This window comes from Pseudooceanicola sediminis (assembly GCF_003575965.1).
Taxonomy (GTDB): Bacteria; Pseudomonadota; Alphaproteobacteria; order Rhodobacterales; family Rhodobacteraceae; genus Pseudooceanicola; species Pseudooceanicola sediminis.
In genome coordinates this window covers 148751-173719 of sequence record NZ_QWJJ01000001.1, presented here as the reverse complement: position 1 = coordinate 173719, position 24969 = coordinate 148751, and the positions used below count along the sequence as shown (strand labels likewise).

Here is a 24969-nt window from a genome sequence, read left to right as displayed (position 1 = left end):
AAAGGGGCCGGCGCAGGTGCGCTGGCCCCTTTTCGATCGGGGATGCCTTGGACTCAGTACCCCGGATACAGACCAAAGCTGTCGCGGCGACCGAAGGTGCTGCCTTTGCCAAAGGTGAACGTTGCATTGATCGCCGCAATCGTTGCCCCGTCATCATTACGACCAACCGTGCCGCCAAGTGCGATACCATCTGCAACCTCGTACGATGCCCCGACGTAGCCATAGCCGCGTTCAAGAGGCGCGCCGTCATCATAGACCGCGCCGGTCATCAGGCTGAGCTGAGGCAATCCTGCGAGGGTATAGTCGAAGTCAAACCCGACGCGGCTGCCTGAGGTGGATTCGGCAATGTCGTCACGCATCGCGATATAGCCTTCGATGCCGAACTGATCGGTTCGATAGACCCCTTCGATCCCGTAGAAGTAGGCGTTGCCCGGGCGGCGATCTTCGGCGGCCAAGTAGGCGCCAATGGCGGATTGCTCGGTCGGTTTGTAGAACACATGCGCCCCGGCCGACGGAGAGGTCGAGGTATATTGTTCGTGTTTGCCGATCCCGAGGTCGAATTGCGCACCAAAATCATGCCAGATCATCCCGGCGAACGAACCCTCGACGCGCTTGGTATTGACCAAAGTGTCCGAATTGCGGGCCAGCTCAATTTCGAAGGTGCCGTTCAACGCGCGTTCTGCCAGGGCGGGGGTGGCCGACAAGGCCGCGAGCGGCAGTGCAACAAGACCGAAGCGGGTCAGATTGGTCCGCCGAACGGGCCTTTGTTTGCTGTTCATTTTCTTTTTCCATCACGTTCTGCGTCCGGCAACTGCGGACCTGTTTGCTGAGGTGTAATTGGGGCAGGCGGGTGAGATTTCCAGTTCAGCAGATATTTTGGACTGACCTGACGTGTCTTTGACACACTCGTCCCGACCGGCAGGTCTTGAGACGAAACATCCGGTGACGCCATGCAAATCGGATGGGCTGACACGAAAAAAAGGGTCGGCTGTTCAAGCCGACCCAGTGTAAGGGATTGACGGGGTAGAAGCGTCAAGCCGTTGTGTGGAGGACCGTTGCGAATTGGGGAACTCAATCCGCCGCTGAACAAGCGCGTTAAAACAACCCTCCGAGGGACACCGAAAAAAATCGATATGCTCCGGCAGTCAATAAACCGAGAGCAGGGAGCCATTTTCAGAAGACATACGGCAAACAAAAATGGGACGCGGAACGACTAAACGCTCGGGTCCAAATGTTTTTCACGCCGTGCATCCGCTAAGAAATGATGCCCGTGGGATCATTATGAAGAGGTTGGTAAACAGCGACAAGCTGGGAGTCCTGCAAACCCGATATTGCAAATTTGCAAATATCTAGAGTGCAGCGAAAGAGTTGAAACGCTGAGCGATCCACTCCGCGACAAGCTGGAGCAGGGGATCTTTGCGCCTTGTTTCGTGAAAACAAAGGTATAAAGGCGTCTGAACAGGGTGACTATTCGGATCGTAAAGGCTGAGATCGGGATCGGCCATGGCGGCAATTCTCGGCATCAGACCCGGCAGACGTGTCGCCTTGACGGTATTCACGACCTCGTGAAGTGTCTCGACCCGCACAATCGGATCGCCGCCCCCCATGATGGAACGCGCCTGCTGCGACGGGGGATACCTGTCGTGCTTGGAATGCAGACCGACCCAACTGCCATCGCGCGGACTGTCAGGATAGGCGTAGACGTCAGTCGCGTATTTTCCAACGAAACGCACGACCAGGCGCCCCTGCTGTGGTCGCATCGCCGAGATGAACAGGTCATTGTCACCCAGAGCATCCTGGTAGAACTGGCTTGTGAAGGTGATCTCGAGGCCCGGATTTTGCGCCACGAAATCCTTCAGACCGGGAAACATCACATAGGCGGCGAGGGACGGCGGGCACCCGATATTGATGCGGCCGCGAATGGCCGTTTCTTCGCTGGTGTCGCGGGCATTGAGATAGCTTTCGATCTCGTTCTCGAATGCGGTGATACATTCGATCAAATCCCCGATAGCCTCGTTCGCGGACCACCCTTGGGGGGTCTTCAGAAACAGATCAAATCCAAGTGTTTCCGACAGGCGGGCCAGGCGCCGCGACACGGTCGCCGGATTGGTTTCCAGCAACCGTGCCGCGGCACTCATCGAGCCGGTCTTGTGCACGGCCACAAGGTAGCGCAGGTCGTCCCAGTTCTTCACGTTTAATCAGCCCCCCGGGCGCAGGGCAGTGCTGTTTCAGCCCTCTGCACTGCCCTCAGTTTCTTCGTCACCCTGGTCAATGATACGCGCCACCGACACGACCTGTTCGTCAGCCCCGGTGTTGAACACCCTCACACCGCCAGCACTGCGCGAGCGGAAGGAAATACCGTCAACAGGAACCCGGATCGACTGACCGCGTGTCGTGGCCAGCATGATCTGGTCATCCATTTCGACCGGGAACGACGCCACGATGGCACCACCGCGCATCGCCTTGTCCATCGCCGTCACGCCCATGCCCCCGCGTCCCCGTACCGGATAATCATGCGAGGACGACAGTTTGCCCGCGCCATTGGCGGTGACTGTCAGGATCAGGTTCTCGACTGCCGACATTTCGGCATAGCGTTCGTTGGAGAAGTTCGGGTCGGCGGCTACGGCCTCGTCATCCTCGCTCTCGGCGTCATCTGCCAAACCGGCCATTGCGCGGCGCATCTTGAGGTAGGCGGCACGTTCTTCGGCGCTCGCCTCGAAATGCCGGATGATCGCCATCGACACCACGCGGTCGTCGCCCGAAAGGCGAATGCCGCGCACACCGGTCGATTTGCGGCCCTTGAAGACCCGCACGGCGGTGGTCGAAAAGCGGATCGCGCGCCCTGAATCGGTAATCAACATGACATCGTCATCCTCGGATGCGATGCGGGCGTTCACCAATTCGACACCTTCGGGCAAATCCATCGCGATCTTGCCGTTGCGCATGACGTTGGTGAAGTCCGAGAGCGCGTTGCGTCGCACGTCACCGGCAGAGGTTGCAAAGACGATCTGCAGATCCTGCCATTCTTCCTCGGGGCGGTCGACGGGCATGATGGCGGCAATCGACACGCCGGTCGGGATCGGCAGGATATTGACGATGGCCTTGCCCTTTGACGTGCGGCTGCCAAGGGGCAGGCGCCATGTCTTGAGCTTGTAGACCATGCCTTCGGTTGTGAAGAACAGCAGCTGGGTATGGGTATTGGCGACGAACAGCGTCGTGACCGCGTCGTCTTCCTTCATCGAACCGCCCGACACGCCTTTGCCACCACGACGTTGCGCACGGAAATCGGCCAGCGGCGTGCGGCGGATATAGCCGCCAGCCGTGACGGTAACGACCATATCCTCACGTTCGATCAGGTCCTCGTCTTCCATATCGCCGCCCCAGTCGACGATTTCGGTGCGACGAGGCACCGCGAAGAGGTCTTTCACCTCGCGAAGCTCATTCGAGATGATTTCCATGATGCGTTCACGGCTGCCCAGAATCTCCAGGTATTCCCGGATCTTGGCGGCCAGTTCCTGCAACTCGTCCGTCACTTCCTTGACGCCGATCTGCGTCAGGCGTTGCAGGCGCAATTCCAGAATGGCGCGGGCCTGCGTTTCCGACAGGTTGTAGGTGCCATCGTCGTTCATCTTGTGCGTAGGATCGTCGATCAGCTGGATATATTCGGCAATTGCACCGGCGGGCCAGGCACGTGTCATCAGCTTTTCGCGTGCTTCGGCGGCATCGGCCGAAGCCCGGATCGTGGCAACGATTTCATCGACGTTGGACACGGCGACGGCCAGACCGCACAGGATATGGCTGCGTTCGCGGGCCTTGCGCAGCAGATAGGCCGTACGGCGGGCAACGACGTCTTCGCGGAAATCGACGAAGGCGGACAGGAAACCATAGAGCGTCAAGGTTTCCGGCTTGCCGCCGTTCAGCGCCAACATGTTGCAACCGAAATAGGTCTGCATCGGGGTAAAGCGGAACAATTGGTTCAAGACGACCTCGGGAGTCGCGTCGCGCTTCAGCTCGATCACCACGCGCACGCCCTGACGATCACTTTCGTCCTGTACGTGGGCGATGCCGTCGACGCGCTTTTCACGCACCAGTTCGGCAATCTTCTCGATCATGACCGATTTGTTCACCTGATAGGGGATCTCGTCGATGATGATCGCATAGCGATCCTTGCGCAGTTCCTCGATGTGGGTCTTGGACCGGATGATGCAGGAGCCGCGCCCTTCGAGGTAGGCCTTGCGTGCCCCGGAGCGACCCAGCAGAATCCCGCCCGTCGGAAAGTCGGGGCCGGGCACATATTCGATCAGATCCTCGATCGACATGTCGGGATTCTCGATCAGCGCCAACGTGGCATCGACCACCTCGCCAAGGTTGTGCGGCGGAATGTTGGTTGCCATACCGACGGCGATACCGCCCGCACCGTTGACAAGCATGTTGGGGAATTTCGCAGGCAGAACTGTCGGCTCGCGGTCCTTGCCATCGTAGTTGTCCTGAAAATCGACCGTATCCTTGTCGATATCGTCGATCAGGTAACCCGCAGTCTTGGCCATGCGCACTTCGGTGTAGCGGAAGGCAGCGGCCTTGTCCCCGTCCATCGAGCCGAAGTTGCCCTGGCCATCCAGCAGCGGCAGCGACATCGAAAAATCCTGGGCCATCCGCACCAGTGCGTCATAGATCGCGGAATCGCCGTGCGGGTGATATTTACCCATCGTATCCGCAACCGGACGCGACGATTTGCGGTAGGGTTTGTCGAAGGTGTTCCCGACCTCGTTCATCGCAAAGATGATCCGGCGGTGCACAGGTTTTAGGCCATCGCGCAGATCGGGGATCGCGCGGCTGACAATAACCGACATCGCATAGTCGAGATAGGAGGAACGCATTTCATCGGCGATCGAAATCGTCGGGCCGCTTGCGGGGGCGGGTACGTTTTCTGTTTCGTTTTCAGGAGGTTCCGGAGTATCGGTCAATGGACAGGCCTGTCTGCGGTTGTTCGCTATATATTGTTGGGACGACTATAGCACCGGGCTTATCTGGGGTGCAATGGTTGCTGCGGCCCGGGGTTGGCAGCACTTGCACCATACTGATAACACACTGTTTTCGTTGAAAAGTAATTTCTCGGTGGCATGGTTTTCATCAGGCAACCACAGAGGCAGAGAAATGGAGCAAAGCGAAACCGAACTGATGCTGAAGGGATACGGGCTGACCACGGCCGAATTCTTTTACCGAATGCCCGATCATATCCATGTGCTGAACAGCTTTGTCTGGCAGGACTATGATCTGGCGCCCGATCACCCCAGGCTGTTCAAGTTCATCGAGTACTGGCAGAGCCAGATTGACGGCCCCCTCCATTCCATCCGGTTCAGTCACCGCAAGAAACTGGCCAGCGGTGAGTGGCGCAATGTCGTTGGTGAGTTTCGCTATCACTGACGACTGATCAGGTGGGGCGCTGGCGGCGAAATGGCCGCCGCACTGGCCCAAACCCGGGCCGGGCGCCCCGTAGACAGGCGCCCGCGTCACGCATCAGGGCAGGATGCGGGAATACTTCAACCCTTCGACCGTCGCGCCGATCTTGAGCCCCGCCTGGGCAAAGATCACCGCGATGACCGGGGACAGCGACGTCGTGGTGTCTGCGCGCAGTGTCTCGCCCTGATCGCTGAAGACCACTTCGGCGTCGGCGCTGGCGACCCAGCCGTCGGAGCGGCGGAAGTTGGCAAGTGCCTCCTGCGTCATGAAAAACAGGACATGCGCATATTGCTGAGCCCCGATTTGCAGGCCCAGATTGCCCTGCGTCGCCGAGTAATACTCGACCGTACCGCCGCCCACCCGCAGCGCGCCGCGCCCGTAGCCGCCACCAATGCCAAAGCCTGCCTCGGTGATCAGGGGCATGACCAACATGCCAGCGGATTTCTGCGCAAGATCGCGGGTTCCGGGAAATTCCGAAAACATCTGCGCCAGGGTTGCATCGACCCGTGCGTCGATCTGGGCGGGTCCGCTATTGCCGACGCCACCGCTGCATGCCGCAAGCGCCGGAATGGCCGCGAGGGCCGAAAATGCGAAGGATCGTCTTGTCAGATTGCTCATGTCACTGCCTGTGTCTGTCCCCGTGTGGTGGGGAATGTCCTGCCTCTTGGCCTGTTTTGAGGGCCGCGCACCGGTGTTCCGGCATCTGCGGAAGATTATAAAGGTTACGGCCCCCTCTGTCACCAAATGATGAAACGCACGATCTGGCACTGCCTGTTGCCGTGGCCTTTGCCCGTGTTCTGCGCCCGTGGGTGCCGAACCTAGGCGCCGTTGATCTGCGCCGCAAATGCGGGGGCGAAGTAGCTGAGAACCCCGTCGCAGCCGGCCCGCTTGAACGCCAACAGGCTTTCGACCATTGCCTTGTCGCCATCGATCCAGCCGTTCTGGGCCGCAGCCTGGATCATCGCGTATTCGCCGCTGACCTGGTAGGCGAAGGTCGGAACGCCGAACTGATCCTTTACCCGGCGACAGATGTCGAGGTAGGGCATACCGGGCTTGATCATCACCATGTCGGCACCTTCCGACAGATCCCGCGCGACCAGCCGCAAGGCTTCGTCGGAATTGGCCGGATTCATCTGGTAGGTTTTCTTGTCCCCCTTCAGCGCGGAAGACGCGCCCACGGCATCGCGGAACGGTCCATAGAAGGCCGACGCGTATTTTGCCGCGTAGCTGAGGATCATCACATTCTGAAAGTCCGCCTTTTCAAGCGCTTGGCGCATAGCGCCGATGCGGTGGTCCATCATGTCCGAGGGGCCGATGATGTCTGCGCCGGCCTCTGCCTGGGCCAGCGTCTGCTTGACCAGAGCCGCGACGGTGGGGTCGTTCACCACCTCGCCATCCACCACGAAACCGTCCTGACCGGTATCGGAATACGGATCGAGCGCGACATCGGTCATCACCAGCATGTCCGGCACCGCGGCCTTGATTGCGCGAATGGCGCGGTTCGTCAGGTTCTCGGGGTTCCATGCCTCAGCACAATCGGATGAACGCAGCTCGGCCGGAGTGTAGGGAAACAGGCAGATCGCCGGAATGCCCAGATCGAACGCTTCGCTTGCCGCCTGGGCGATACGATCCACGCTCCGCCGAAATACGCCGGGCATGGAGGGGACGGGTTCGCTGTGATTGGTGCCCTCGCAGACAAAGACCGGCCAGATCATATCGCTGACGCCGAGTGTATTTTCCTGCACCAGATCGCGGATCGCGGCGGATTTGCGTGTGCGACGCAGGCGCGTGGCGGGAAAGGGGGCAAAAATGGGCTGCATCACGTGTCCTCGGGCTGTGTCGAGGTCAGCGCGGACCCCGCGCCAGACAGGTCGCATGGAAGTGGGCCAAAGCTCAAGAGGCAGGGTGTCGCGCCGTGCGGCAAACCTGTGGGGCCGGGGGTAGGCAACCCCACAAAGTCGGGCTATATCCGCCCCACAGGCAAGACAGGCCGCGCGGGCAGAACACCTGCCCCAAGCATCGCGGCACACGAAAGGACAGAGGGCGAGTGGGCGCTGCGGCCAGCATTTTCGAACTCATCGACCTCGGGTCGTTTTCAAACCTGTGGTTCTGGATCGCGCTGGCCGTCGTGTGGTCATCGGCCAGCCACTGGGTTCTGGGCGTGCCGTTCGACGTGATCCTGCGCGCCCAGACAAAGGGGGCACAGGCCCAGGCCGATCTGCAGGACCTCGTCCGCATCAACGTCAATCGTATCCGTGCAATTTCAGACCTGTCCTGGCTGATCATCGCGGCCGCTGGCAGTTTCGCGCTGACGGCCCTGGGATTGTTGGGCTTTCGGTACGGTGTCGAATTTGCACAGGCCGTGTTTCTTCTGGCGCTCCCGCTGTCGGTCGTGTGGTTGCTGAGCGTCCGCACGGCCTTCAAGATCGCGCAGGATCGACCGGGAATAGAAGATCTTTACCTGCGTTTGCGCCGTCTGCGCATCGCGATCCAGGCAATCGGGTTGCTGGCGATCCTCGTCACCTCGACCTGGGGAATGTTCATCAACGCCTCTGTCGGCGTATTGGGGCGCTGAAAATGGCCAATAAGACGCACATCACCCTCGGTGGGGCGCCGGAAGGGTTCGACGCCGCACTTCTGATCGCGGAGGCCCGGAAAAGCGATGCGCCCGTGGTGCATATTGCCCGTGATGACAAGCGGTTGGCCGCCATGGTTGATGCGTTGAACTTCTTTGCGCCAGAGATGCCGGTGGTGTCGTTTCCCAGCTGGGATTGCCTGCCGTATGACCGGGTCTCGCCAAATGCCGATATCTCGGCGATGCGGATGGCGACACTGGCGGGATTGGTGCATGGGATGCCCAGCCGGTTCATCCTGCTGACGACCCTGAACGCGGCGACGCAGAAGGTGCCCGCACGCGAGGTGCTGCGCAATGCCGCCTTTACCGCCCGCGTCGGAGATCGGATCGACGAGAAGTTCCTGCGCGAATTCCTTGTTCGGATGGGGTTTTCCCAAAGCAACGCCGTCACCGAACCCGGCGACTATGCCCTGCGCGGCGGGATCATCGACATCTATCCTGCCGGCAGCGGCGGCCCGGTGCGTCTGGACATGTTCGGCGACGTCCTGGACGGCGCGCGCCGTTTTGATCCGGCCACGCAGCGCACCACGGACAAGCTGGATGTCATTGAACTCGCTCCTGTTTCCGAAGTTATCCTTGATGAGGCCGCGATCACCCGGTTTCGCCAGAACTATCGCATAGAATTCGGCGCGGCGGGCACCGATGACCCGCTGTACGAAGCGGTCAGCGCCGGGCGCAAGCAGCAGGGGATAGAGCACTGGCTGCCGTTCTTTCATGATACGCTGGAAACGCTGTTCGACTACCTGCCGGATGCGACCATCACGCTGGACGATCAGGTGACACCGGCCCGCCTTGCGCGGTGGGATACGATTGCGGATCAATATGAAACGCGGCGCATTGCCCTGGGGCAAAAGGGGCGGATGGATTCCGTCTACAAACCGGTGCCGCCCGAATTGCTCTATCTCTCCGACACGGCCTGGGACAAGGCCATCGGCACCCGCCGTGTGATGCAGCTGTCGCCACTGCCACAGTCGCCGGGACCGAATGTCCTGGATGCGGGCGGTCGCCAAGGGCGCAATTTTTCGCCCGAGCGTCAGCTGGAGAATATAAATCTTTTCAGTGCCCTGGCAGATCATATTCGTGCGAAACTTCAGGAAGGACCCGTGGTTGTCGCCTCTTATTCCGAGGGGGCCCGCGAACGCCTGGAAGGGCTGATCGAGGATGAGGGGCTGGGCGGTGCGGTGTCTGTCAACGACGCCTCGCGACTGGGAAAAACCGGGCTGCATCTGGCCATCTGGCCGCTGGAACACGGCTTTGTCGGGAAATGGCGCGACCGCCCGCTGACGGTGATTTCCGAACAGGACGTGCTGGGCGATCGACTGATCCGGGGCGCGCGCAAGCGCAAGCGGGCCGAGAATTTCCTGACCGAGACGCAAAGCCTGACCGCGGGGGACCTGGTGGTGCACGTCGATCACGGTATCGGGCGGTATCATGGGTTGGAGGTGATCACGGCAGCCGGCGCGGCGCATGAATGCATTCTGCTGGAATACGCTGAAAACGCACGCCTTTACCTGCCCGTCGAGAATATCGAACTGCTGTCGAAGTACGGCCATGAAGAAGGGTTCCTGGACAAGCTGGGCGGCGGGGCCTGGCAGGCGAAAAAGGCGCGCCTGAAAGAGCGCATTCGCGAAATGGCGGACAAGCTGATCCGCGTCGCCGCCGAACGTGCCCTGCGTCGCGCACCCATCATGGACCCGCCCAGCGGGGAATGGGATGCGTTCCAGGCGCGCTTTCCCTACCAGGAAACCGACGATCAGCTGAGCGCCATTCACGACGTGCTGACAGATATGGAATCCGGACACCCGATGGATCGCCTGATCTGTGGCGACGTAGGGTTCGGCAAGACCGAGGTGGCCTTGCGTGCCGCCTTTATCGCCGCGATGTCGGGGGCGCAGGTCGCGGTGATCGCGCCCACGACCCTTCTGGCACGCCAGCACTATCAGGGATTTGCCGAGCGGTTCAGAGGATTTCCCATTCAAGTCAGTCCGTTGTCGCGCTTTGTTAATTCAAACGACGCGGCGCGGACCCGGGCAGGGATTGCGGACGGCACGGTCGACATTGCCGTTGGCACCCATGCCTTGCTGGCCAAGGGGATCAATTTCCGCAATCTCGGTCTGCTGATCATTGACGAAGAGCAACGCTTTGGCGTGGCGCACAAGGAGCGTCTGAAGCAGCTGCGATCGGATGTTCACGTGTTGACCCTGACGGCGACGCCGATCCCGCGCACACTGCAATTGAGCCTGTCTGGGGTGCGCGACCTTTCGATCATCGGCACGCCGCCGGTCGATCGCCTGGCCATTCGCACCTACGTCAGCGAATTCGATGCCGTCACCATACGAGAGGCGCTGTTAAGAGAGCATTACCGCGGCGGCCAGAGCTTTTTCGTGGTGCCGCGTCTGAGCGACCTGCCCGAAATCGAGGAGTTCCTGAAAACGCAGGTGCCCGAGGTCAGCTTTGTGATCGCCCACGGGCAGATGGCGGCGGGCGATCTGGACAGGCGGATGAATGCCTTTTACGACGGAAAATACGATGTTTTGCTGGCCACGACGATCGTGGAGAGCGGGCTGGACATCCCGCGTGCCAACACGATGATCGTGCACCGCGCAGACATGTTCGGGCTTGCCCAATTGTATCAGATCCGTGGCCGCGTCGGACGTGCCAAGACCCGCGCCTATGCCTACATGACCACGACCCCACGGATGAAGCTGACGGATTCAGCCCAGAAACGCCTGCGCGTTCTCAGCAGTCTGGACACCCTGGGGGCGGGATTTACGCTGGCTTCTCAAGACCTTGATATTCGCGGCGCCGGCAACCTGCTGGGCGAGGAGCAGTCGGGCAACATGCGCGACGTGGGCTATGAACTCTACCAGTCGATGCTGGAGGAGGCGATTGCCAAGATCAAGTCGGGCGAGCTTGAAGGGCTGACCGAGAACGATGGCCAGTGGGCCCCGCAGCTGAACCTTGGCGTGCCCGTGCTGATTCCCGAAGATTACGTGCCCGACCTCGACCTGCGCCTGGGGCTGTACCGTCGTTTGTCGAACCTTTCAAAGAAGGTCGAGCTGGAAGGATTTGCCGCCGAGCTGATCGATCGATTTGGCAAATTGCCGAAAGAGGTCAACACCTTGCTGCTGGTTGTGCGGATCAAGGCGATGTGCAAGCGCGCCGGGATCGCCAAGCTGGACGCGGGGCCGAAAGGGGCGACGATCCAGTTCCACAACGACAAGTTTGCCAGCCCGGATGGCCTAGTCGCCTTTATCCGCGACCAGGGCGTTGCGGCACGTGTGAAAGACAATCGGATCGTGCTGCAAAGGGACTGGAAGAGCGACGGGGAGCGTATCAAGGGGGCATTCGCCATTGCCCGCGACCTGGCAGAGATCGTTGTCGCACATGAGAAGAAGGCAAAGGCCCGCGCCTGAGGGGGTGTGCGTTTCTGCAAGCCCTTGATTTGACTGAATTCGAGCGTCGGTATTCGGAACGGTATCGCGTCGGTAACCGGGCGGTGCATCAGAGCGGTGCGCCGCTTTGACAACCTGTGCATCGGCGCACCGGCAGAAGGTGTTTGCAAAGCGACACTCTCAGCTTTGCAAATGGGCTGAACGAAACTTTGCAAAACCTCGACATCTTCTTTGCAAAGTTATCTGCCAGTCAGCGCAGTCGCCCACCATGCCTGAAAACCCAAAGCCCTTTGCCCTTGGTTTCCGGGCGATCGGCGGGCCGCTCGGGAGGACGTGGGAGAGCCACGTGACGGAGGCGACACGGAACCGAGGTGACACGGGACGGAGGTGACACGGGACCGTGGGGGGAGCGAGGGGTGAGCGACAGGGGAAACGGCTAGGGGCCACAACGCGGCCCCTGCGTGACGCGATGCCCTCTGCGTCTGGCAACCGCTGCGCTGGCCGACCGGGAAAGGCGGAAGTGGGAAAGGCGGTGTCGCTGCGTGATAAGCCGAGTGCATCGGTGCCCGAGCGCGTCCGGATCGCTGGCGGCAGTGCGGTGTGGGTCGCGCCAGCCGCTGTGGGGTGTCAGGGCTGTATCTGTTTCTCGAAGAAGAGGTCGGGATAGGGATCGTCGTTGAAACGCGCGATCTCGGACCAGCCGCTGGCGCGGTAGAGCTGAACCGCTTCGGGCAGGGCGCTGTTTGTGTCCAGCCGCAGGTGGCTGTAGCCGAGATCGCGCGCGTCCTGTTCCAACCGGGTCATGAGATCGCGCGCGAGGCCAAGGCCACGGGCGGCGGGCGAAACCCAGAGGCGCTTGACCTCGGCGATGCGGGGCGCGTGTTCGGCGCGGGAACCGGCGCTGCCCTTGAGGCCGACACACCCCAGCGGCAGGCCATCGGACAGAGCGAGCAAGAAGGTGCCACGCGGGCGCGTCATGTCGGCCGCGTCTGGATCCCGTGACAGCGACACGTCGAAGCCGCGCGCAAAGCGGCGCCCGAGTTCGCCGTAATATTCCGAAAGGCAGTGGCGTGCGACGTCGGAACGGGGGTCATCCTCGACCAGCGCGATGCGGTCGCGCCCAAGCGCGGAGGCAACCAGATCCATCGCCGCCAGCAACGCCTGCGGTTTCGGGTGACGCGCAAGAAGCGCCTGCGCGCGGCTGTTCGAGAGCGCCTCGTAGGCGGTGAACTCACCCTCTCCTCTGGGGGTCAGATGCGCAATGCGGCGGCGGGCGTCGTCGGGGTGAGGCGCGGTATGCACCAGGCCTTCGGATTCGAGGCTGCGCAAAAGGCGGCTCATCAGGCTCGAGTCCAGCCCGAGATAGTCACGGATTTCAGATACTTCGGTCATGCCATGGCCGATCGCGTTAAGCACGCGGGCGGCCCCCAGCGGACGGCCACGCCCCAGGAAGGAATGATCGAGCGCGCCGACCTCGGTCGTGACGGCGCGGCTGAAACGGCGAAAGCGGGCAACGGGATCATGGCTCATATCGCTGACTTAGGTCAGGTAATGGCGCGACGTCAATAGATATCTGACGATGGTCAGCTATTGCCGCAGCAGCCGCTGTCCATCGCGGCGCGGGCACAGAAGCAGGAGGCGGCGACGGCAGTGTCGGCCCGCGCCAGGGCAAGGTCGAGGCGCTGGCGAACATGGGGTTCCTCATTCGTGTCGCCGCGCGCGACGAGGCAATCGTGCAGACCCTTGAGGGACCAGACGTTATCGGGATGGATCGAGGCGCGGGATAGCGTGCCGGCCAGCCCGAGGTCGGTGCGATAGGTCTGCTCCGCCTCGGCCAGGTGGCCCTGTTCGAATAGCAGCGCGCCAAGGGCGTGGCGCGGTGGCTGCATCCAGCCCCAAGGCTCGTCATAGGGCAGCGCGTCGTCGAGAGCGATGGAGTGACGCAGGGCCGCGAAGGCGGCATCGTACGCCCCCTGGCGATAGAGGATTTCGCCGCGCAGCATGGCGCGAGCAACTTCGATCAGGTCGACGACGCGGTTGTTGTGCAGCAACCGCGACGGCGGAACGCGCGCGGCCGCCGACAGGAACGCCTGTTCCGCGACAAGCGCGCGCTCGACCTCACCAAGGGCCGCAAGGGCGAGCGCCTTGCCGTAGAGCGTGAAGGCCGTCAGGCAGGGAAACAGCTCGGGGTCGTCGGGCAACGGCATGTCGATGAGCTGCTGCCAGCGACCGAAGCGGATCAGGACATGGGGTTCGAAGCCGAGGAAGGATTCGAAGAAATCGGCCATCGGCGGGCTTTCGATGCGCAGCATGTCATCGGGGGTGGTGGCGCGCAGGTCGCGCACCGCCTGCATCGCCGGTTCGAACTGGCCAAGGAACAGCGCGCCGTAGAGCACGAAATGCAGGTTGTGCTGACGATAGCCGGTATAGAAATCCATGCCGCCGTGACGCCTGTACCATTTCATGTCGGCGATGACCGCGCGCTGGTTGCCGGCCACCACGCTGGCATAATCGCCGCAGAGCACGTCGATGTGGGTCGGCATGTGCACCAGGTGCCCGGCATCCGGCACCAGGTGGCGCAGGGCATCGGCGGCAGGCAGCGCGGCTTCGGGTGTCGGGGACATCTCCATCAGGTGAATGTAGAGGTGCAGCAGGCCGGGGTGCTGAAGGGCGCCCGGCTGGTTCAGGGCGGTTTCCAGTACGGCGCGGCATTCGGTGGTGGCCGGGCTGGTGGGCGCGCCGGTGGCGAGATCCCACATCTGCCACGGGGTGAGATTCAGCAGGCTTTCGGCAAAGACCGTCGCAACCTCGGGCGAGGTGGGACAGCGCGCGTGGACGGCGCGCATGGCATTTGCAAAGTCGTGGTCCCAGTTTTGCATATCCGGGGCAGGGCAGTCTTGCGGATAGCGCGCGGGCAGGGCGTTGATCAATGCCGCTTCGGTCGGGGTGACATCCCCGACCAGGGCAAGCGCGGCCTGCATTGCAGTACGAGCCCGGGTCAAGGCGATGCTGCGGGTCTGATCGTCCTGAAGCGCCCAAGGGTAGTTGTAATTCGGTCCGCTGGCGTAGGCGATGCCCCACTGCGCCATGGCGCAGGTCGGGTCGCTGTCGAGCGCGCGCTGAAAGCAGGTCAGCGCCTCTTCGTGGTGATAGCCATAGGTCCAGATCAGCCCGCGATCGAACCACATCTGCGCCTCCGGCGACGTCGTGGTGATGGGAAAGCTGTAGCTGCCGAGGTCGAAATACGGGTCCATGCGCCGGTCCTTGTCGTTCGGGCGCAGGATGGCGGATCGTACGACCTTAGGCCAGAGGGTTCGGCAGCAGGGAGCCGAGGAGAGCGGGATACGATGGTGCCGTGGGGGGGTGCCAGCGTGGCAGGGGCCGATACCAACGCGAGGCACGGATGAGGGGGTGCCATTGCAGCAGAGTCTGGCGTCAACGTGAGGCACCGACGAAAAGGACGTCAGCGCGGTAGAGCCCGACACCGAAGACAGGCATTGATACCAAGGACAGGCACGGACGACGACGGTGCGGTAGGGGCCGACACCAATGCGAGGCACGGATGAGGGGTGCCATTGCAGTAGAGTCTGGCATCAACGTGAGGCACCGACGGAAAAGACGTCAGCGCGGTAGGGCCCGGCACCGACGACAGGCATTGATACCAAGGACAGGCACGGACGACGACGGTGCGGCAGGGCCGACACCAATGCGAGGGACGGATGAGGGGGCGCCCATGCGGCAAGGTCCTACACCAATGCGAGGAACCGACCACGGGGACGCCTGCGCCTTGGGGTCCGACGCCGAGGGCCCGCACCGACAAGGGAGCGCCTGCGCGGCAGGGTGCGGCAGGGCGGTGGATGGCGGGCGATCAGGTCGGCGCGGCGGGGAGGATCAGTCCAGCAGGGCCGCGATCCGGGGGGCGACATGCGCCCAGAGATCGGGAAGCGAGCGACGCACGGCTGCGCCGACACGGGCATCGACCATCTGGTAGGTGACGTTGTTGCTGCGCCAGGACACACCGTCGGAGGCGATGTTCTGCATGGGCGGCTGAAACCGGTCCAGTGCCTTGGCAAAACGGGCGTCGGGCGTCTCGGCCTCCTCGAATTCATGCCAAAGGGCGTTCAGGTCGGCCCCCTGATCGGCGGGCAGCAACCCGAACAGGCGGGCGGCGGCGGCTTCTTCCAGGTCGGCCATGGCGGCCTGGGACGCCGCGGTCTGGGCATAAATCGGGGCATCGCCCGCGTCGATTTCGACAAGGTCGTGCAGCAGCAACATGCGGATCACCCGAAACGGCGCGACGCCTGCCGGTGCGTGTTCGGCCAGGGTCAGCGCATAGAGCGCGAGGTGCCAGGAATGTTCGGCGGAATTTTCGAACCGCGAGCCATCGCAGAGCGTGGTGGCGCGGGTGATGGTCTTGAGCCGGTCGGCCTCGGCCACGAAGGCGGCGCGGGCGGCGACCACAGGATCGGCCCCCGCCAGTTCCGAGGCGAGGTGGCTGAAGAGGTCGGGCAGGGTCTGTTCGATCAGGCGGGCCCGGCCCGTGGCGCAATTGTCGCGGGCCACCTTTTCGTGATCGGCGCGGCGCGGGCTGGCGGCCCAGACCTGGATCACCGGGACGGCGTAATCGATGGACTTGGCAAGGCGGGCATCTGCGGTCCGGTTCGCCTCGAACTCGGACCAGAGCGTATGAAACTCTGCCCCCTGATCGCCGGGCAGCAGGGCGAACAGGCGGGCGGCGGCGGCCTGTTCGGCGCGCGCCAGTGCATCGGCATCGTGGGGCAGGTCGATGGGTTGGTCGCCTGCGTCGATCTCGACCAGGTCATGCAGCAGCAGCATCGCAAGGATGCGGTCCAGTCGGTCGGGGGCAAGGCCGGGCAGAAAGATCAGCGCGGCGAGCGCGGCCTGCCAGGAATGTTCGGCGGTATTTTCGGCGCGCGACTGGTCGGTCAGGGTAGAGGCGCGCGTCACGCTCTTGAGCCGGTCGGCCTCGGTCAGAAAGGCGAGCTGGGCGTCGAGGCGTCTGGTATCCATGGGGCGTGTCCGATCTGCGGCAATTGGCGCAGGGGTATGCCCGTGGCGGCAAAAGCGCAAGTCAGCGGCGCGCGGCGATGATGCGGGGGGCGCAGGGTCTGAGCGGAAGTCCGTCCAGAGGGGATGGCCGTGCAGAGGGGATGGCCGTGCAGAGCGGGCGGACGGACGTGGGAAACGGGCAGCCGGGTGCCCCCGACCCCAGTGAAGGGGGCCGCGGGGCGGATTTTCAGCGGCTGGTTTCGGTCAGGCGGCGTTTGACGTAATCGCTGACGGTGCCGATCATGTTGTCCAGCTGATCGCCGTCGGAGAAGAAGTGGCCCGCGCCATCCACCTGGTCGTGCGTGACGGTGATGCCCTTCTGCTCCTGCAGCTTGGACACCAGGTTGGCGGTATCGGCAGGCGGCGCAACACGATCGGCACCGCCGTTGATGATCAGGCCGGAGGCCGGGCAGGGCGCCAGGAACGAAAAGTCGTACATGTTGGCGGGCGGGCTGACCGAAATGAAACCGGTGATTTCGGGCCGGCGCATCAGCAATTGCATGCCGATCCACGCACCGAAGGAAAAGCCCGCAACCCAGCAATGCTTGGAATTGCTGTTCATGGATTGCAGGTAATCCAGGGCCGAGGCCGCGTCGGACAATTCACCGATACCCTGATCGTATTCGCCTTGCGAGCGACCGACGCCACGGAAGTTGAACCGCAGGACGGTGAAGCCCATGTTGTAGAAGGCGTAGTGCAGGTTGTAGACGATCTTGTTGTTCATCGTGCCGCCGAACTGCGGATGCGGGTGCAGGACGATGGCAATGGGCGCGTCACGGTCTTTTTGGGGGTGGTAACGCCCTTCAAGGCGACCTTCGGGTCCGGGAAAGATGACCTCGGGCATTATGGAGTAATCCTCGTGTGTGGTGCTATATTCTTGACGAATTTTATCGGGCACCTTAGAAATATTCTAAACCGGCCGAACGGGTCCGGCGCGGGCTATCCAGCCAGATAGTCTGCGCGGGCGCTAAGGTCAATGAAATCAACCCGTCGGGCAAGGAGTTCCGCGTGAAACTGAGTACCAAGGGGCGTTATGCCATGGTCGCGCTGGCCGATATTGCCCTGCAACCGGCGGATTCGCTTGTCGCGCTCGGGGATATCTCGCGGCGCCAGTCGGTGTCGTTGCCCTATCTGGAACAGCTTTTCGTCAAGCTGCGCCGGTCGGGTCTGGTGGTCAGCGTGCGCGGGCCCGGCGGCGGGTATCGCCTGGCCAAGGCCCCGATGGAGATCCGGGTGGTCGACATTCTGGCGGCGGTCGATGAGACGGTCAGCGCGATGCACAAGGGCGCCGGGGCGTCGGGTGCGACGTCGGGCAGCCGGGCCCAGTCGATGACGAACCGTCTGTGGGAGGGGCTGAGCGCGCATGTCTACGTGTTCCTGCACCAGACGACGCTGGGCGATGTGGTGCGCAACGAACTGGCGCCCTGTCCGGCGGTGCCGAACCTGTTCGAAATCGTCGACGAGGCCTGAACAGCGCCTGTTCGGCGCGGGAACAACACATGACCCGACGGATGTGTCGTCGGGCAGGAAAAGCCGGGCCGAGGGGGGCGAAGATGCCCCCTGACGCCGGGGGCTGCCGGGTCTGGTCGCCTTTGTCGGTACAACATGAATAGGTCGTCACCGATGTGGCGAAGGGGGTTTGCCACGATGGCTCGGCTCTATCTGGATCACAACGCGACAACGCCGCTGCGCCCCGAGGCGCGCGACGCGATGATCGCGGCGATGGATGTGTCGGGCAACCCGTCTTCGGTTCATGCCGAGGGGCGCGGGGCGAAATCGCTGATCGAGCGGGCGCGGGCGCAGGTTGCGGCGGCGCTCGGGGCCGAGGGCGCCGATATCGTCTTTGTTTCGGGGTCGACCGAGGGAGCCGCGCTGGCGCTGGCCGGGCGCAACCTGGCGATGGCGCAGGTGGAACACGACGCGCTGCTGGCCTGGGCGGGCGAGAAACTGCCGGTCGATGGCCTGGGCCGGGTCAGCGTGGCGGAGCCTGCGGGCGCGGCCCTGCAACTGGCCAACAGTGAGACCGGCGTGGTTCAGACCCTGCCGGAGGGGCTGGCCGTCAGCGACCTGACGCAGGCATTTGGCAAGCTGCCCATTGCGTTCAACTGGCTCGGGTGCCAGATGGGGTTGGTCTCGGCGCACAAGCTGGGCGGTCCCAAGGGGATCGGCGCGCTGGTGATGAAACGGGGCACCGACCTTGCCGCGCAGATCCGCGGCGGTGGTCAGGAAATGGGCCGCCGTGCGGGCACGGAAAACGTGATCGGCATCGCCGGGTTCGGGGCGGCGGCAGAAGCGGCTGCGCGGGATCTGGATGCCGGTCTGTGGGACGAGGTCGCCGCGCGGCGCGACCGGATGGAGGCGATGCTGCGCGATGCGGTGCCGGATCTGGCAATTGCAGGGCTTGACGCGCAGGCCGGAACAGGGCCAAAGCGCCTGCCCAACACGAGCAACCTGATCTCGCCCGGATGGAAGGGCGAAACGCAGGTGATGCAGATGGATTTGGCGGGGATCGCGGTCAGCGCGGGATCGGCCTGTTCCAGCGGCAAGGTGCGCGCCAGCAAGGTGTTGCGCGCCATGGGATTCGACGACGAGGCTGCCAGCGGTGCGCTGCGGGTATCCTTGGGTCCGTGGACGACGGACGATGAAATTGAGCGCTTTGCCAGGGTCTGGCTGGCGCAACGGACGAAACATCGCGCCAAGGCGGCGTGAGCAGCGAACAGGACGAGATGCCATGACCAAGATGGACACGCCCGACGTCACCAATGCTGATGTCAAGGAAGGCGTCGATCAAGAGACCGTAGATGCGGTCCGCAAGGTTGGCGGAGCCTACAAGTATGGCTGGAACACGGATATCGAGATGGACTATGCCCCGCTGGGGCTGAGCGAGGATATCGTTCGTTTGATCTCGGACAAGAACGGCGAGCCGGAGTGGATGCTGGACTGGCGTTTGCAGGCCTATCGCCGCTGGCTGGAAAAGGAAGAACCGACCTGGGCCATGGTCGAGTATCCAGAGATCGATTTCCAGAACCAGTATTACTATGCCCGCCCCAAAAGCATGGAAGAAAAGCCGAAATCGCTGGACGATGTCGACCCCAAGCTGCTGGAAACCTACAAGAAGCTGGGCATTCCGCTGAAAGAGCAACTGATCCTGGCCGGGGTCGAGGGCGCGGACGAGCTGGACGAGGACAAGCCCGAACGCCGCGTCGCGGTGGATGCGGTGTTCGATTCCGTCTCGGTCGGCACGACGTTCCAGAAGGAACTGAAGGCGGCGGGCGTGATCTTCTGCTCCATCTCGGAGGCAATCCGCGATCACCCCGAGCTGGTGAAGAAATACCTCGGCTCGGTCGTGCCGGTGTCGGACAACTTTTACGCGACGCTGAATTCGGCCGTGTTTTCCGATGGCTCGTTCGTCTACGTGCCGCCCGGTGTGCGCTGCCCGATGGAGCTGAGCACCTATTTCCGCATCAACGCCGAAAACACCGGCCAGTTCGAACGCACGCTGATCATCGCCGACAAGGGCAGCTATGTCAGCTATCTTGAGGGCTGTACCGCGCCGCAGCGTGACATCGCGCAGCTGCACGCGGCCGTCGTCGAGATCATCATCGAGGAAGACGCCGAGGTGAAATATTCCACGGTGCAGAACTGGTATCCGGGCGATGAGAACGGCAAGGGCGGCATCTACAACTTTGTCACCAAGCGGGCCGATTGCCGGGGCGACCGGGCCAAGGTGATGTGGACGCAGGTCGAAACCGGGTCTGCCGTGACCTGGAAGTACCCGTCCTGCATCCTGCGCGGCAACGACAGCCAGGGCGAGTTCTATTCGATCGCCATCGCCAACAACATGCAGCAGGCCGATACCGGCACCAAGATGATCCATCTTGGCAAGAACACGAAAAGCCGGATCGTGTCGAAGGGGATCAGTGCCGGCCGCGCGCAGAACACCTATCGCGGTCTCGTCTCGATGCACCCGAAGGCCCGGGAAAGCCGGAACTATACCCAGTGCGACAGCCTGCTAATCGGGGATCAATGCGGGGCCCATACGGTGCCCTACATCGAAGTGAAGAACAATTCGTCGCGGGTCGAGCACGAGGCGACGACATCGAAGGTGGACGACGAACAGCTGTTCTATTGCCGTCAACGCGGCATGGACGAGGAGGCTGCCGTGGCGCTGGTGGTCAACGGGTTCTGTCGCGACGTGTTGCAGGCGCTGCCGATGGAATTCGCGATGGAGGCACAGCAGCTGGTCGCGATCTCTCTGGAAGGGTCGGTGGGCTGATCAGGCCCGATCCCCCGGTGCGCCCGACTGTGGGCGCACCCCACGCTTGGCTGAGGAACACGACATGATCCTGACGACGACGAACAGCATCGAGGGCCGCAAGATCGCCGACTACCGCGGAATCGTGGTGGGCGAGGCGATCATGGGGGCCAATGTCGTGCGCGATTTCTTTGCCGGTATCACCGACATCATCGGGGGCCGTTCGGGAGCTTACGAAAGCAAGCTTCAGGACGCCCGCGACACCGCCATGCACGAGCTGGAACAGCGCGCCGCCGCACTGGGGGCCAATGCCGTGGTGGGGATCGACCTGGACTATGAAGTGGTGGGAGATTCCATGCTGATGGTCAGTGTCTCCGGTACGGCGGTGGTGGTCGCGTAAGATGACCCCGGCCCTGCAAGACAGCCTGCCCGAGCGGCCGCAGCTGACCTTTCCCGCGAAGGTCGCAGATGCCGTGCGGCTGGCCTATGGCGAGGCCGACGTGATCCTCGAGTACGGATCTGGCGGGTCGACCGTCATGGCGGCTGAAATGCCGGGCAAGCAGATCACCAGCGTTGAAAGCGACGGGCAATGGGCGCAGATGATGCGCGACTGGTTTGTCGCCAACCCGCCGGCATCGTCCGTCGAGGTGGTGCATGCCGATATCGGCCCGATGGAGAACTGGGGCTATCCGCTGGATGACAGCCAGTGGCGCAGGTTCGCGGCCTATCCGCTGGCGGTCTGGGACCGGCCCGACATGCCGCACCCTGACGTGGTGCTGGTGGACGGGCGGTTTCGCACCGGCTGCGTGCTGGCAACGGCGTTTCGCATCACCCGGCCCGTGACCCTGCTGTTCGACGATTATGTTAACCGCCCGCATTACCACGAGATCGAGGCATTTGTGGGCCAACCGACACATATCGGCCGTCTGGCCGTATTCGACATTGCGCCGATGGCGGTCCCGGCGGACCGGCTGCTGGACGTATTCAGAATGATGACGCGCGCCTGAGGCGTCGCGTGAAGAAAGGACAAAACATGCTGGAAATCAAGAACCTGCACGTCAAACTTGAAGAAGAAGACAAGCAGATCCTGAAGGGCGTCGACCTGACGATCGAGCCTGGTACGGTACATGCGATCATGGGCCCGAACGGGTCGGGCAAATCGACCCTGTCCTATGTCCTGTCGGGCAAGGGCGGTTACGAGGTGACCGACGGTTCGGCCCGGTTGCTGGATCACGATCTGCTGGACATGGACCCCGAGGCGCGCGCCGCGGCGGGTCTGTTCCTGGCGTTCCAGTACCCGGTCGAGATCCCCGGCGTCGGCAACATGACGTTCCTGCGTACCGCGGTGAATTCGCAGCGCAAGGCGCGCGGCGAAGACGAGCTGAGTGCGGCGGAATTCCTGAAGGCCGTGCGGGAAAAGGCCAAGAGCCTGAAGATTGATGCAGAGATGCTGAAACGCCCCGTCAACGTCGGCTTTTCCGGGGGCGAGAAGAAGCGCAACGAGATCCTTCAGATGGCCATGCTGGAGCCTAAGATGTGCATCCTGGACGAAACGGATTCGGGCCTGGATGTCGACGCGATGAAACTGGTGTCGGAGGGCGTGAATGCGCTGCGCGACGGCAAGCGGTCGTTCCTGGTGATCACCCACTATCAGCGTCTGCTGGATCACATCAAACCGGACGTCGTGCACATCATGTCGAATGGCCGCATCATCAAGACCGGCGGGCCCGAGCTGGCACTGGAAGTCGAAGAGAACGGCTATGCGGATCTGCTGGCGGAGGCGCAGGTATGATCGCACCGAGCAAACCGAAACTGACGCAGGCCAAGATCGACGCGACCGAGGCCCGCATCGCGGCCATCGGCACGCCCGATGTACGCGGCTGGAGCGCCGAGCCGCGCAGCGACGCGCTGGCCCGATTGCGCGCGATGGGGCTGCCCGGTGCGCGCGATGAGTACTGGAAGTTCACGCGGCCGCAGACGCTGGTTCAGCCCGAGGCGCCGGCCGCCGCCGTGTTCCACAGTGGCGAACCCGAAGTCTTTGGCGATATGAACCGCGTCAAGATCGTCTTTGTCGATGGCGTTTTCGACCCCGAGGAAAGTGATGAACTGGCCCCGGCGGGCGTGACCATCGAACGGCTGTCGCAGGCGGGATCCGACATTCACTGGGCCAAGGCGCTGTATGGCAAGCTGGAGACGGCCGGGCAGGACCCGGTGCCGCGCCCGCTGGCGGCGCTGAACACCTGGGCGGCAACCGATGGCCTGCTGATCCGCGTCAGCGGCAAGACCGACAAGGCCGTGTCGATCGTCTATCACCATCGCGACACTGCATCCGACGTGATGATGCACCACGTGATCAAGCTGGACGACGGAGCCGAGTTGACCTTGCTGGAAAACGGCCCCGCTGCCGCCCGGTTCAACAAGGTGATGGAGGTCGAGGTCGGAGAGGGTGCGAAGTTTCACCACGTCCGCGCCCAGGGGCGTGATCATGAACGCCGCGCCGTTACGCATATCTTTGCCCGCATCAAGGCCGAGGCCCTGTTCAAGAGCTTTACCCTGACCGCCAACGGCGTGCTGACCCGCAACGAATGCATCATCGAGATGGTCGGGGACGACGCCGTGGCGCATGTGGCCGGCGCCTGCATGGGCGACGGGGATTTCCTGCACGACGATACGGTGTTTGTCACCCACGATGCGCTGAACTGCGAAAGCCGTCAGGTATTCAAGAAGGTTTTGCGCAATGGCGCGAAGGGCATTTTCCAGGGCAAGATCCTGGTCAAGCCGGGCGCGCAGAAGACCGATGGGTATCAGCTGAGCCAATCGCTTTTGCTGGATGGTGACAGCGAATTCCTGGCCAAGCCCGAGTTGGAAATCTATGCCGATGATGTGGCCTGTTCGCACGGCTCGACCAGCGGCGCGATCGACGAGGATGCGCTGTTTTACCTGCGCGCCCGGGGTGTGGGCGAGGCCGAGGCGACAAACCTGCTGACGCTTGCCTTTCTGGCGCAGGCGCTGGAGGAGATCGAGGACGAAGCGTTGCGTGACGTCCTGCTGGAGCGGTTGCGCGCCTGGCTGGACCGTCGCATCGACTGATGTCGCTGCTCGGGAATATCGGGGCAACCTATCTGCATCCCCGCCGCGTCATCCGCCACTTGCTGGCGGCGGGCGTGCGCGAGGATCGCGCGCTGGTGCTGGCCATGGGCGCGGGGACAATGGCGTTTGTCGCGCAATGGCCCCGGCTGGTGCGCCAGGCCGATGCCAGCGGCGAAGACCTGCAAATGTTGCTGGGTGGGTCGTTGCTGGGTCTGGTCTTCATCCTGCCGCTGATCATGTACGTGCTGGCGGCGCTGACGCATCTGGTGGCGCGGCTTTTCGGCGGGCGGGGCAGTGCCTATGCCAGCCGGATCGCGCTGTTCTGGGCCTTTGCCGCGGCAATGCCGCTGATGCTGCTGGACGGCCTGGTCGGTGGTTTCATCGGCTCCGGACCGGCCAGCAGCGCAGTCGGAATATTATGGTGCCTCGCCGTCCTGGTGTTCTGGATGGCCGGGCTGATCGAAGCGCACTTCAGCCCGCAATCGGGGAGCCGCCACGCATGACTTCATCCTGGTTTGACCTTGCGCGTCAAAGCATCCTCAACCCGCAGGCCGCAGCGCCGCTGCTGGTGGCGACGTCGCTGAATCCGGCGGTGGTGCCGCTGACGCTGGCGCTGGTCGCGGTGCTGAACGGGCTGTTGTATGGCCTGCTGTTGCCGGTGGATTTCTTTCCCGGTGGGTTCGCCTCGCCGATCGTGCTGGCGGCTCTGGTCGGCGCGGTTGTCTGGGGCAGCGCCGCGATCCTTGCCGTGGTCGGGCGGATGTTCGGCGGGACCGGCACGACGACGACGCTGTTGCGGGTGACGCTGTGGTTGCAGATCCTGCGGCTGGCCGCGCAGGTCGTGCTGAGCGTTGTCGGGATGCTGGTGCCCGCGCTGGCCTGGCTGATCGGGATGGCAGCAGGGATCTGGGGCATCTACATGATGATCAGCTTTGTCGCGGCCGCCCATGGCTTTGAAACCCGCCTGAAGGCGGTCGGGGTCGTCGGTGTCACTTTTGTTTCTGCCGTGCTGGTTCTTTCGGTGCTGCTGTCTGCTATGGGCGTTGCGCCCGTGGAGGTCTGAT

The 24969-nt window shown here is 62.9% G+C and carries 21 protein-coding genes; 12 read left to right on the top strand and 9 right to left on the bottom strand.

Going from position 1 to position 24969, the window contains the following annotated elements:
* Positions 1-53: 53 nt before the first annotated feature.
* The 3 genes from DL237_RS00755 to gyrA form a co-directional block, all read right to left on the bottom strand.
* The gene (locus tag DL237_RS00755; protein WP_119397103.1) at positions 54-779 is read right to left on the bottom strand and encodes a hypothetical protein; all 726 of its coding nucleotides are present in this window, start codon (positions 777-779) and stop codon (positions 54-56) included.
* Between the two features lie 570 nt (positions 780-1349).
* Entirely contained in the window at positions 1350-2192 is an 843-nt protein-coding gene (locus DL237_RS00750) for a LysR family transcriptional regulator (RefSeq protein WP_119397102.1), read from the bottom strand.
* Between the two features lie 36 nt (positions 2193-2228).
* A complete protein-coding gene (gene gyrA / locus DL237_RS00745; protein ID WP_119397101.1) occupies positions 2229-4964 on the bottom strand; it encodes a DNA gyrase subunit A in 2736 nt (911 codons plus the stop codon).
* 190 nt (positions 4965-5154) lie between these two features.
* Between gyrA and DL237_RS00740 the strand changes: the two genes are divergently transcribed.
* Entirely contained in the window at positions 5155-5424 is a 270-nt protein-coding gene (locus tag DL237_RS00740; RefSeq protein WP_119397100.1) for an usg protein, read from the top strand.
* A gap of 93 nt (positions 5425-5517) precedes the next feature.
* Here the strand turns inward: DL237_RS00740 and DL237_RS00735 are convergent, their stop codons facing one another.
* A complete protein-coding gene (locus DL237_RS00735; RefSeq protein ID WP_119397099.1) occupies positions 5518-6078 on the bottom strand; it encodes a lipid-binding SYLF domain-containing protein in 561 nt (186 codons plus the stop codon).
* 200 nt (positions 6079-6278) lie between these two features.
* On the bottom strand, positions 6279-7280 hold the full coding sequence (gene hemB, locus DL237_RS00730; RefSeq protein WP_119397098.1) for a porphobilinogen synthase: 1002 nt from the start codon (positions 7278-7280) through the stop codon (positions 6279-6281).
* 227 nt (positions 7281-7507) lie between these two features.
* Between hemB and DL237_RS00725 the strand changes: the two genes are divergently transcribed.
* Complete coding sequence (locus tag DL237_RS00725; protein ID WP_119397097.1) at positions 7508-8035, top strand: component of SufBCD complex; 528 nt, start codon at positions 7508-7510, stop codon at positions 8033-8035.
* 2 nt (positions 8036-8037) lie between these two features.
* The gene (mfd, locus tag DL237_RS00720) at positions 8038-11511 is read left to right on the top strand and encodes a transcription-repair coupling factor (RefSeq protein ID WP_119397096.1); all 3474 of its coding nucleotides are present in this window, start codon (positions 8038-8040) and stop codon (positions 11509-11511) included.
* Between the two features lie 606 nt (positions 11512-12117).
* Here mfd and DL237_RS00715 read toward each other — a convergent pair.
* The 4 genes from DL237_RS00715 to DL237_RS00700 form a co-directional block, all read right to left on the bottom strand.
* Entirely contained in the window at positions 12118-13020 is a 903-nt protein-coding gene (locus DL237_RS00715) for a bifunctional helix-turn-helix transcriptional regulator/GNAT family N-acetyltransferase (RefSeq protein ID WP_119397095.1), read from the bottom strand.
* A 53-nt stretch (positions 13021-13073) separates the two neighbouring features.
* On the bottom strand, positions 13074-14744 hold the full coding sequence (locus DL237_RS00710; protein ID WP_119397094.1) for a tetratricopeptide repeat protein: 1671 nt from the start codon (positions 14742-14744) through the stop codon (positions 13074-13076).
* A 637-nt stretch (positions 14745-15381) separates the two neighbouring features.
* Positions 15382-16521 (bottom strand): HD domain-containing protein, encoded by a 1140-nt coding sequence (locus DL237_RS00705; RefSeq protein ID WP_119397093.1) that lies wholly within the window; start codon positions 16519-16521, stop codon positions 15382-15384.
* Positions 16522-16747: 226 nt separating this feature from the next.
* On the bottom strand, positions 16748-17404 hold the full coding sequence (locus DL237_RS00700; protein ID WP_119397092.1) for an alpha/beta hydrolase: 657 nt from the start codon (positions 17402-17404) through the stop codon (positions 16748-16750).
* A 164-nt stretch (positions 17405-17568) separates the two neighbouring features.
* On the opposite strand from DL237_RS00700, the gene iscR reads away from it, so the two are divergent.
* The 9 genes from iscR (at position 17569) to DL237_RS00655 (ending at position 24968) form a co-directional block, all read left to right on the top strand.
* On the top strand, positions 17569-18030 hold the full coding sequence (gene iscR, locus DL237_RS00695; protein ID WP_119397091.1) for a Fe-S cluster assembly transcriptional regulator IscR: 462 nt from the start codon (positions 17569-17571) through the stop codon (positions 18028-18030).
* Positions 18031-18207: 177 nt separating this feature from the next.
* Positions 18208-19269 carry a cysteine desulfurase family protein gene (locus DL237_RS00690; RefSeq protein ID WP_119397090.1) on the top strand — a complete coding sequence of 354 codons (1062 nt, stop codon included), beginning with the start codon at positions 18208-18210 and terminating at the stop codon, positions 19267-19269.
* A 22-nt stretch (positions 19270-19291) separates the two neighbouring features.
* Entirely contained in the window at positions 19292-20836 is a 1545-nt protein-coding gene (gene sufB, locus DL237_RS00685; protein ID WP_199671894.1) for a Fe-S cluster assembly protein SufB, read from the top strand.
* A gap of 64 nt (positions 20837-20900) precedes the next feature.
* On the top strand, positions 20901-21215 hold the full coding sequence (locus DL237_RS00680; RefSeq protein ID WP_119397089.1) for a heavy metal-binding domain-containing protein: 315 nt from the start codon (positions 20901-20903) through the stop codon (positions 21213-21215).
* Between the two features lies 1 nt (position 21216).
* Positions 21217-21822, top strand: coding sequence for a hypothetical protein (locus DL237_RS00675; protein WP_119397088.1), 606 nt, complete (start codon positions 21217-21219; stop codon positions 21820-21822).
* Between the two features lie 26 nt (positions 21823-21848).
* Entirely contained in the window at positions 21849-22607 is a 759-nt protein-coding gene (sufC, locus tag DL237_RS00670; RefSeq protein ID WP_119397087.1) for a Fe-S cluster assembly ATPase SufC, read from the top strand.
* Positions 22604-23905 carry a SufB/SufD family protein gene (locus tag DL237_RS00665; protein ID WP_119397086.1) on the top strand — a complete coding sequence of 434 codons (1302 nt, stop codon included), beginning with the start codon at positions 22604-22606 and terminating at the stop codon, positions 23903-23905. The genes sufC and DL237_RS00665 overlap by 4 nt, the downstream gene beginning before the upstream one ends.
* Entirely contained in the window at positions 23905-24408 is a 504-nt protein-coding gene (locus DL237_RS00660) for a YIP1 family protein (protein WP_119397085.1), read from the top strand. The genes DL237_RS00665 and DL237_RS00660 overlap by 1 nt, the downstream gene beginning before the upstream one ends.
* The gene (locus DL237_RS00655; RefSeq protein WP_158585570.1) at positions 24405-24968 is read left to right on the top strand and encodes a YIP1 family protein; all 564 of its coding nucleotides are present in this window, start codon (positions 24405-24407) and stop codon (positions 24966-24968) included. The genes DL237_RS00660 and DL237_RS00655 overlap by 4 nt, the downstream gene beginning before the upstream one ends.
* Position 24969: the final 1 nt, after the last annotated feature.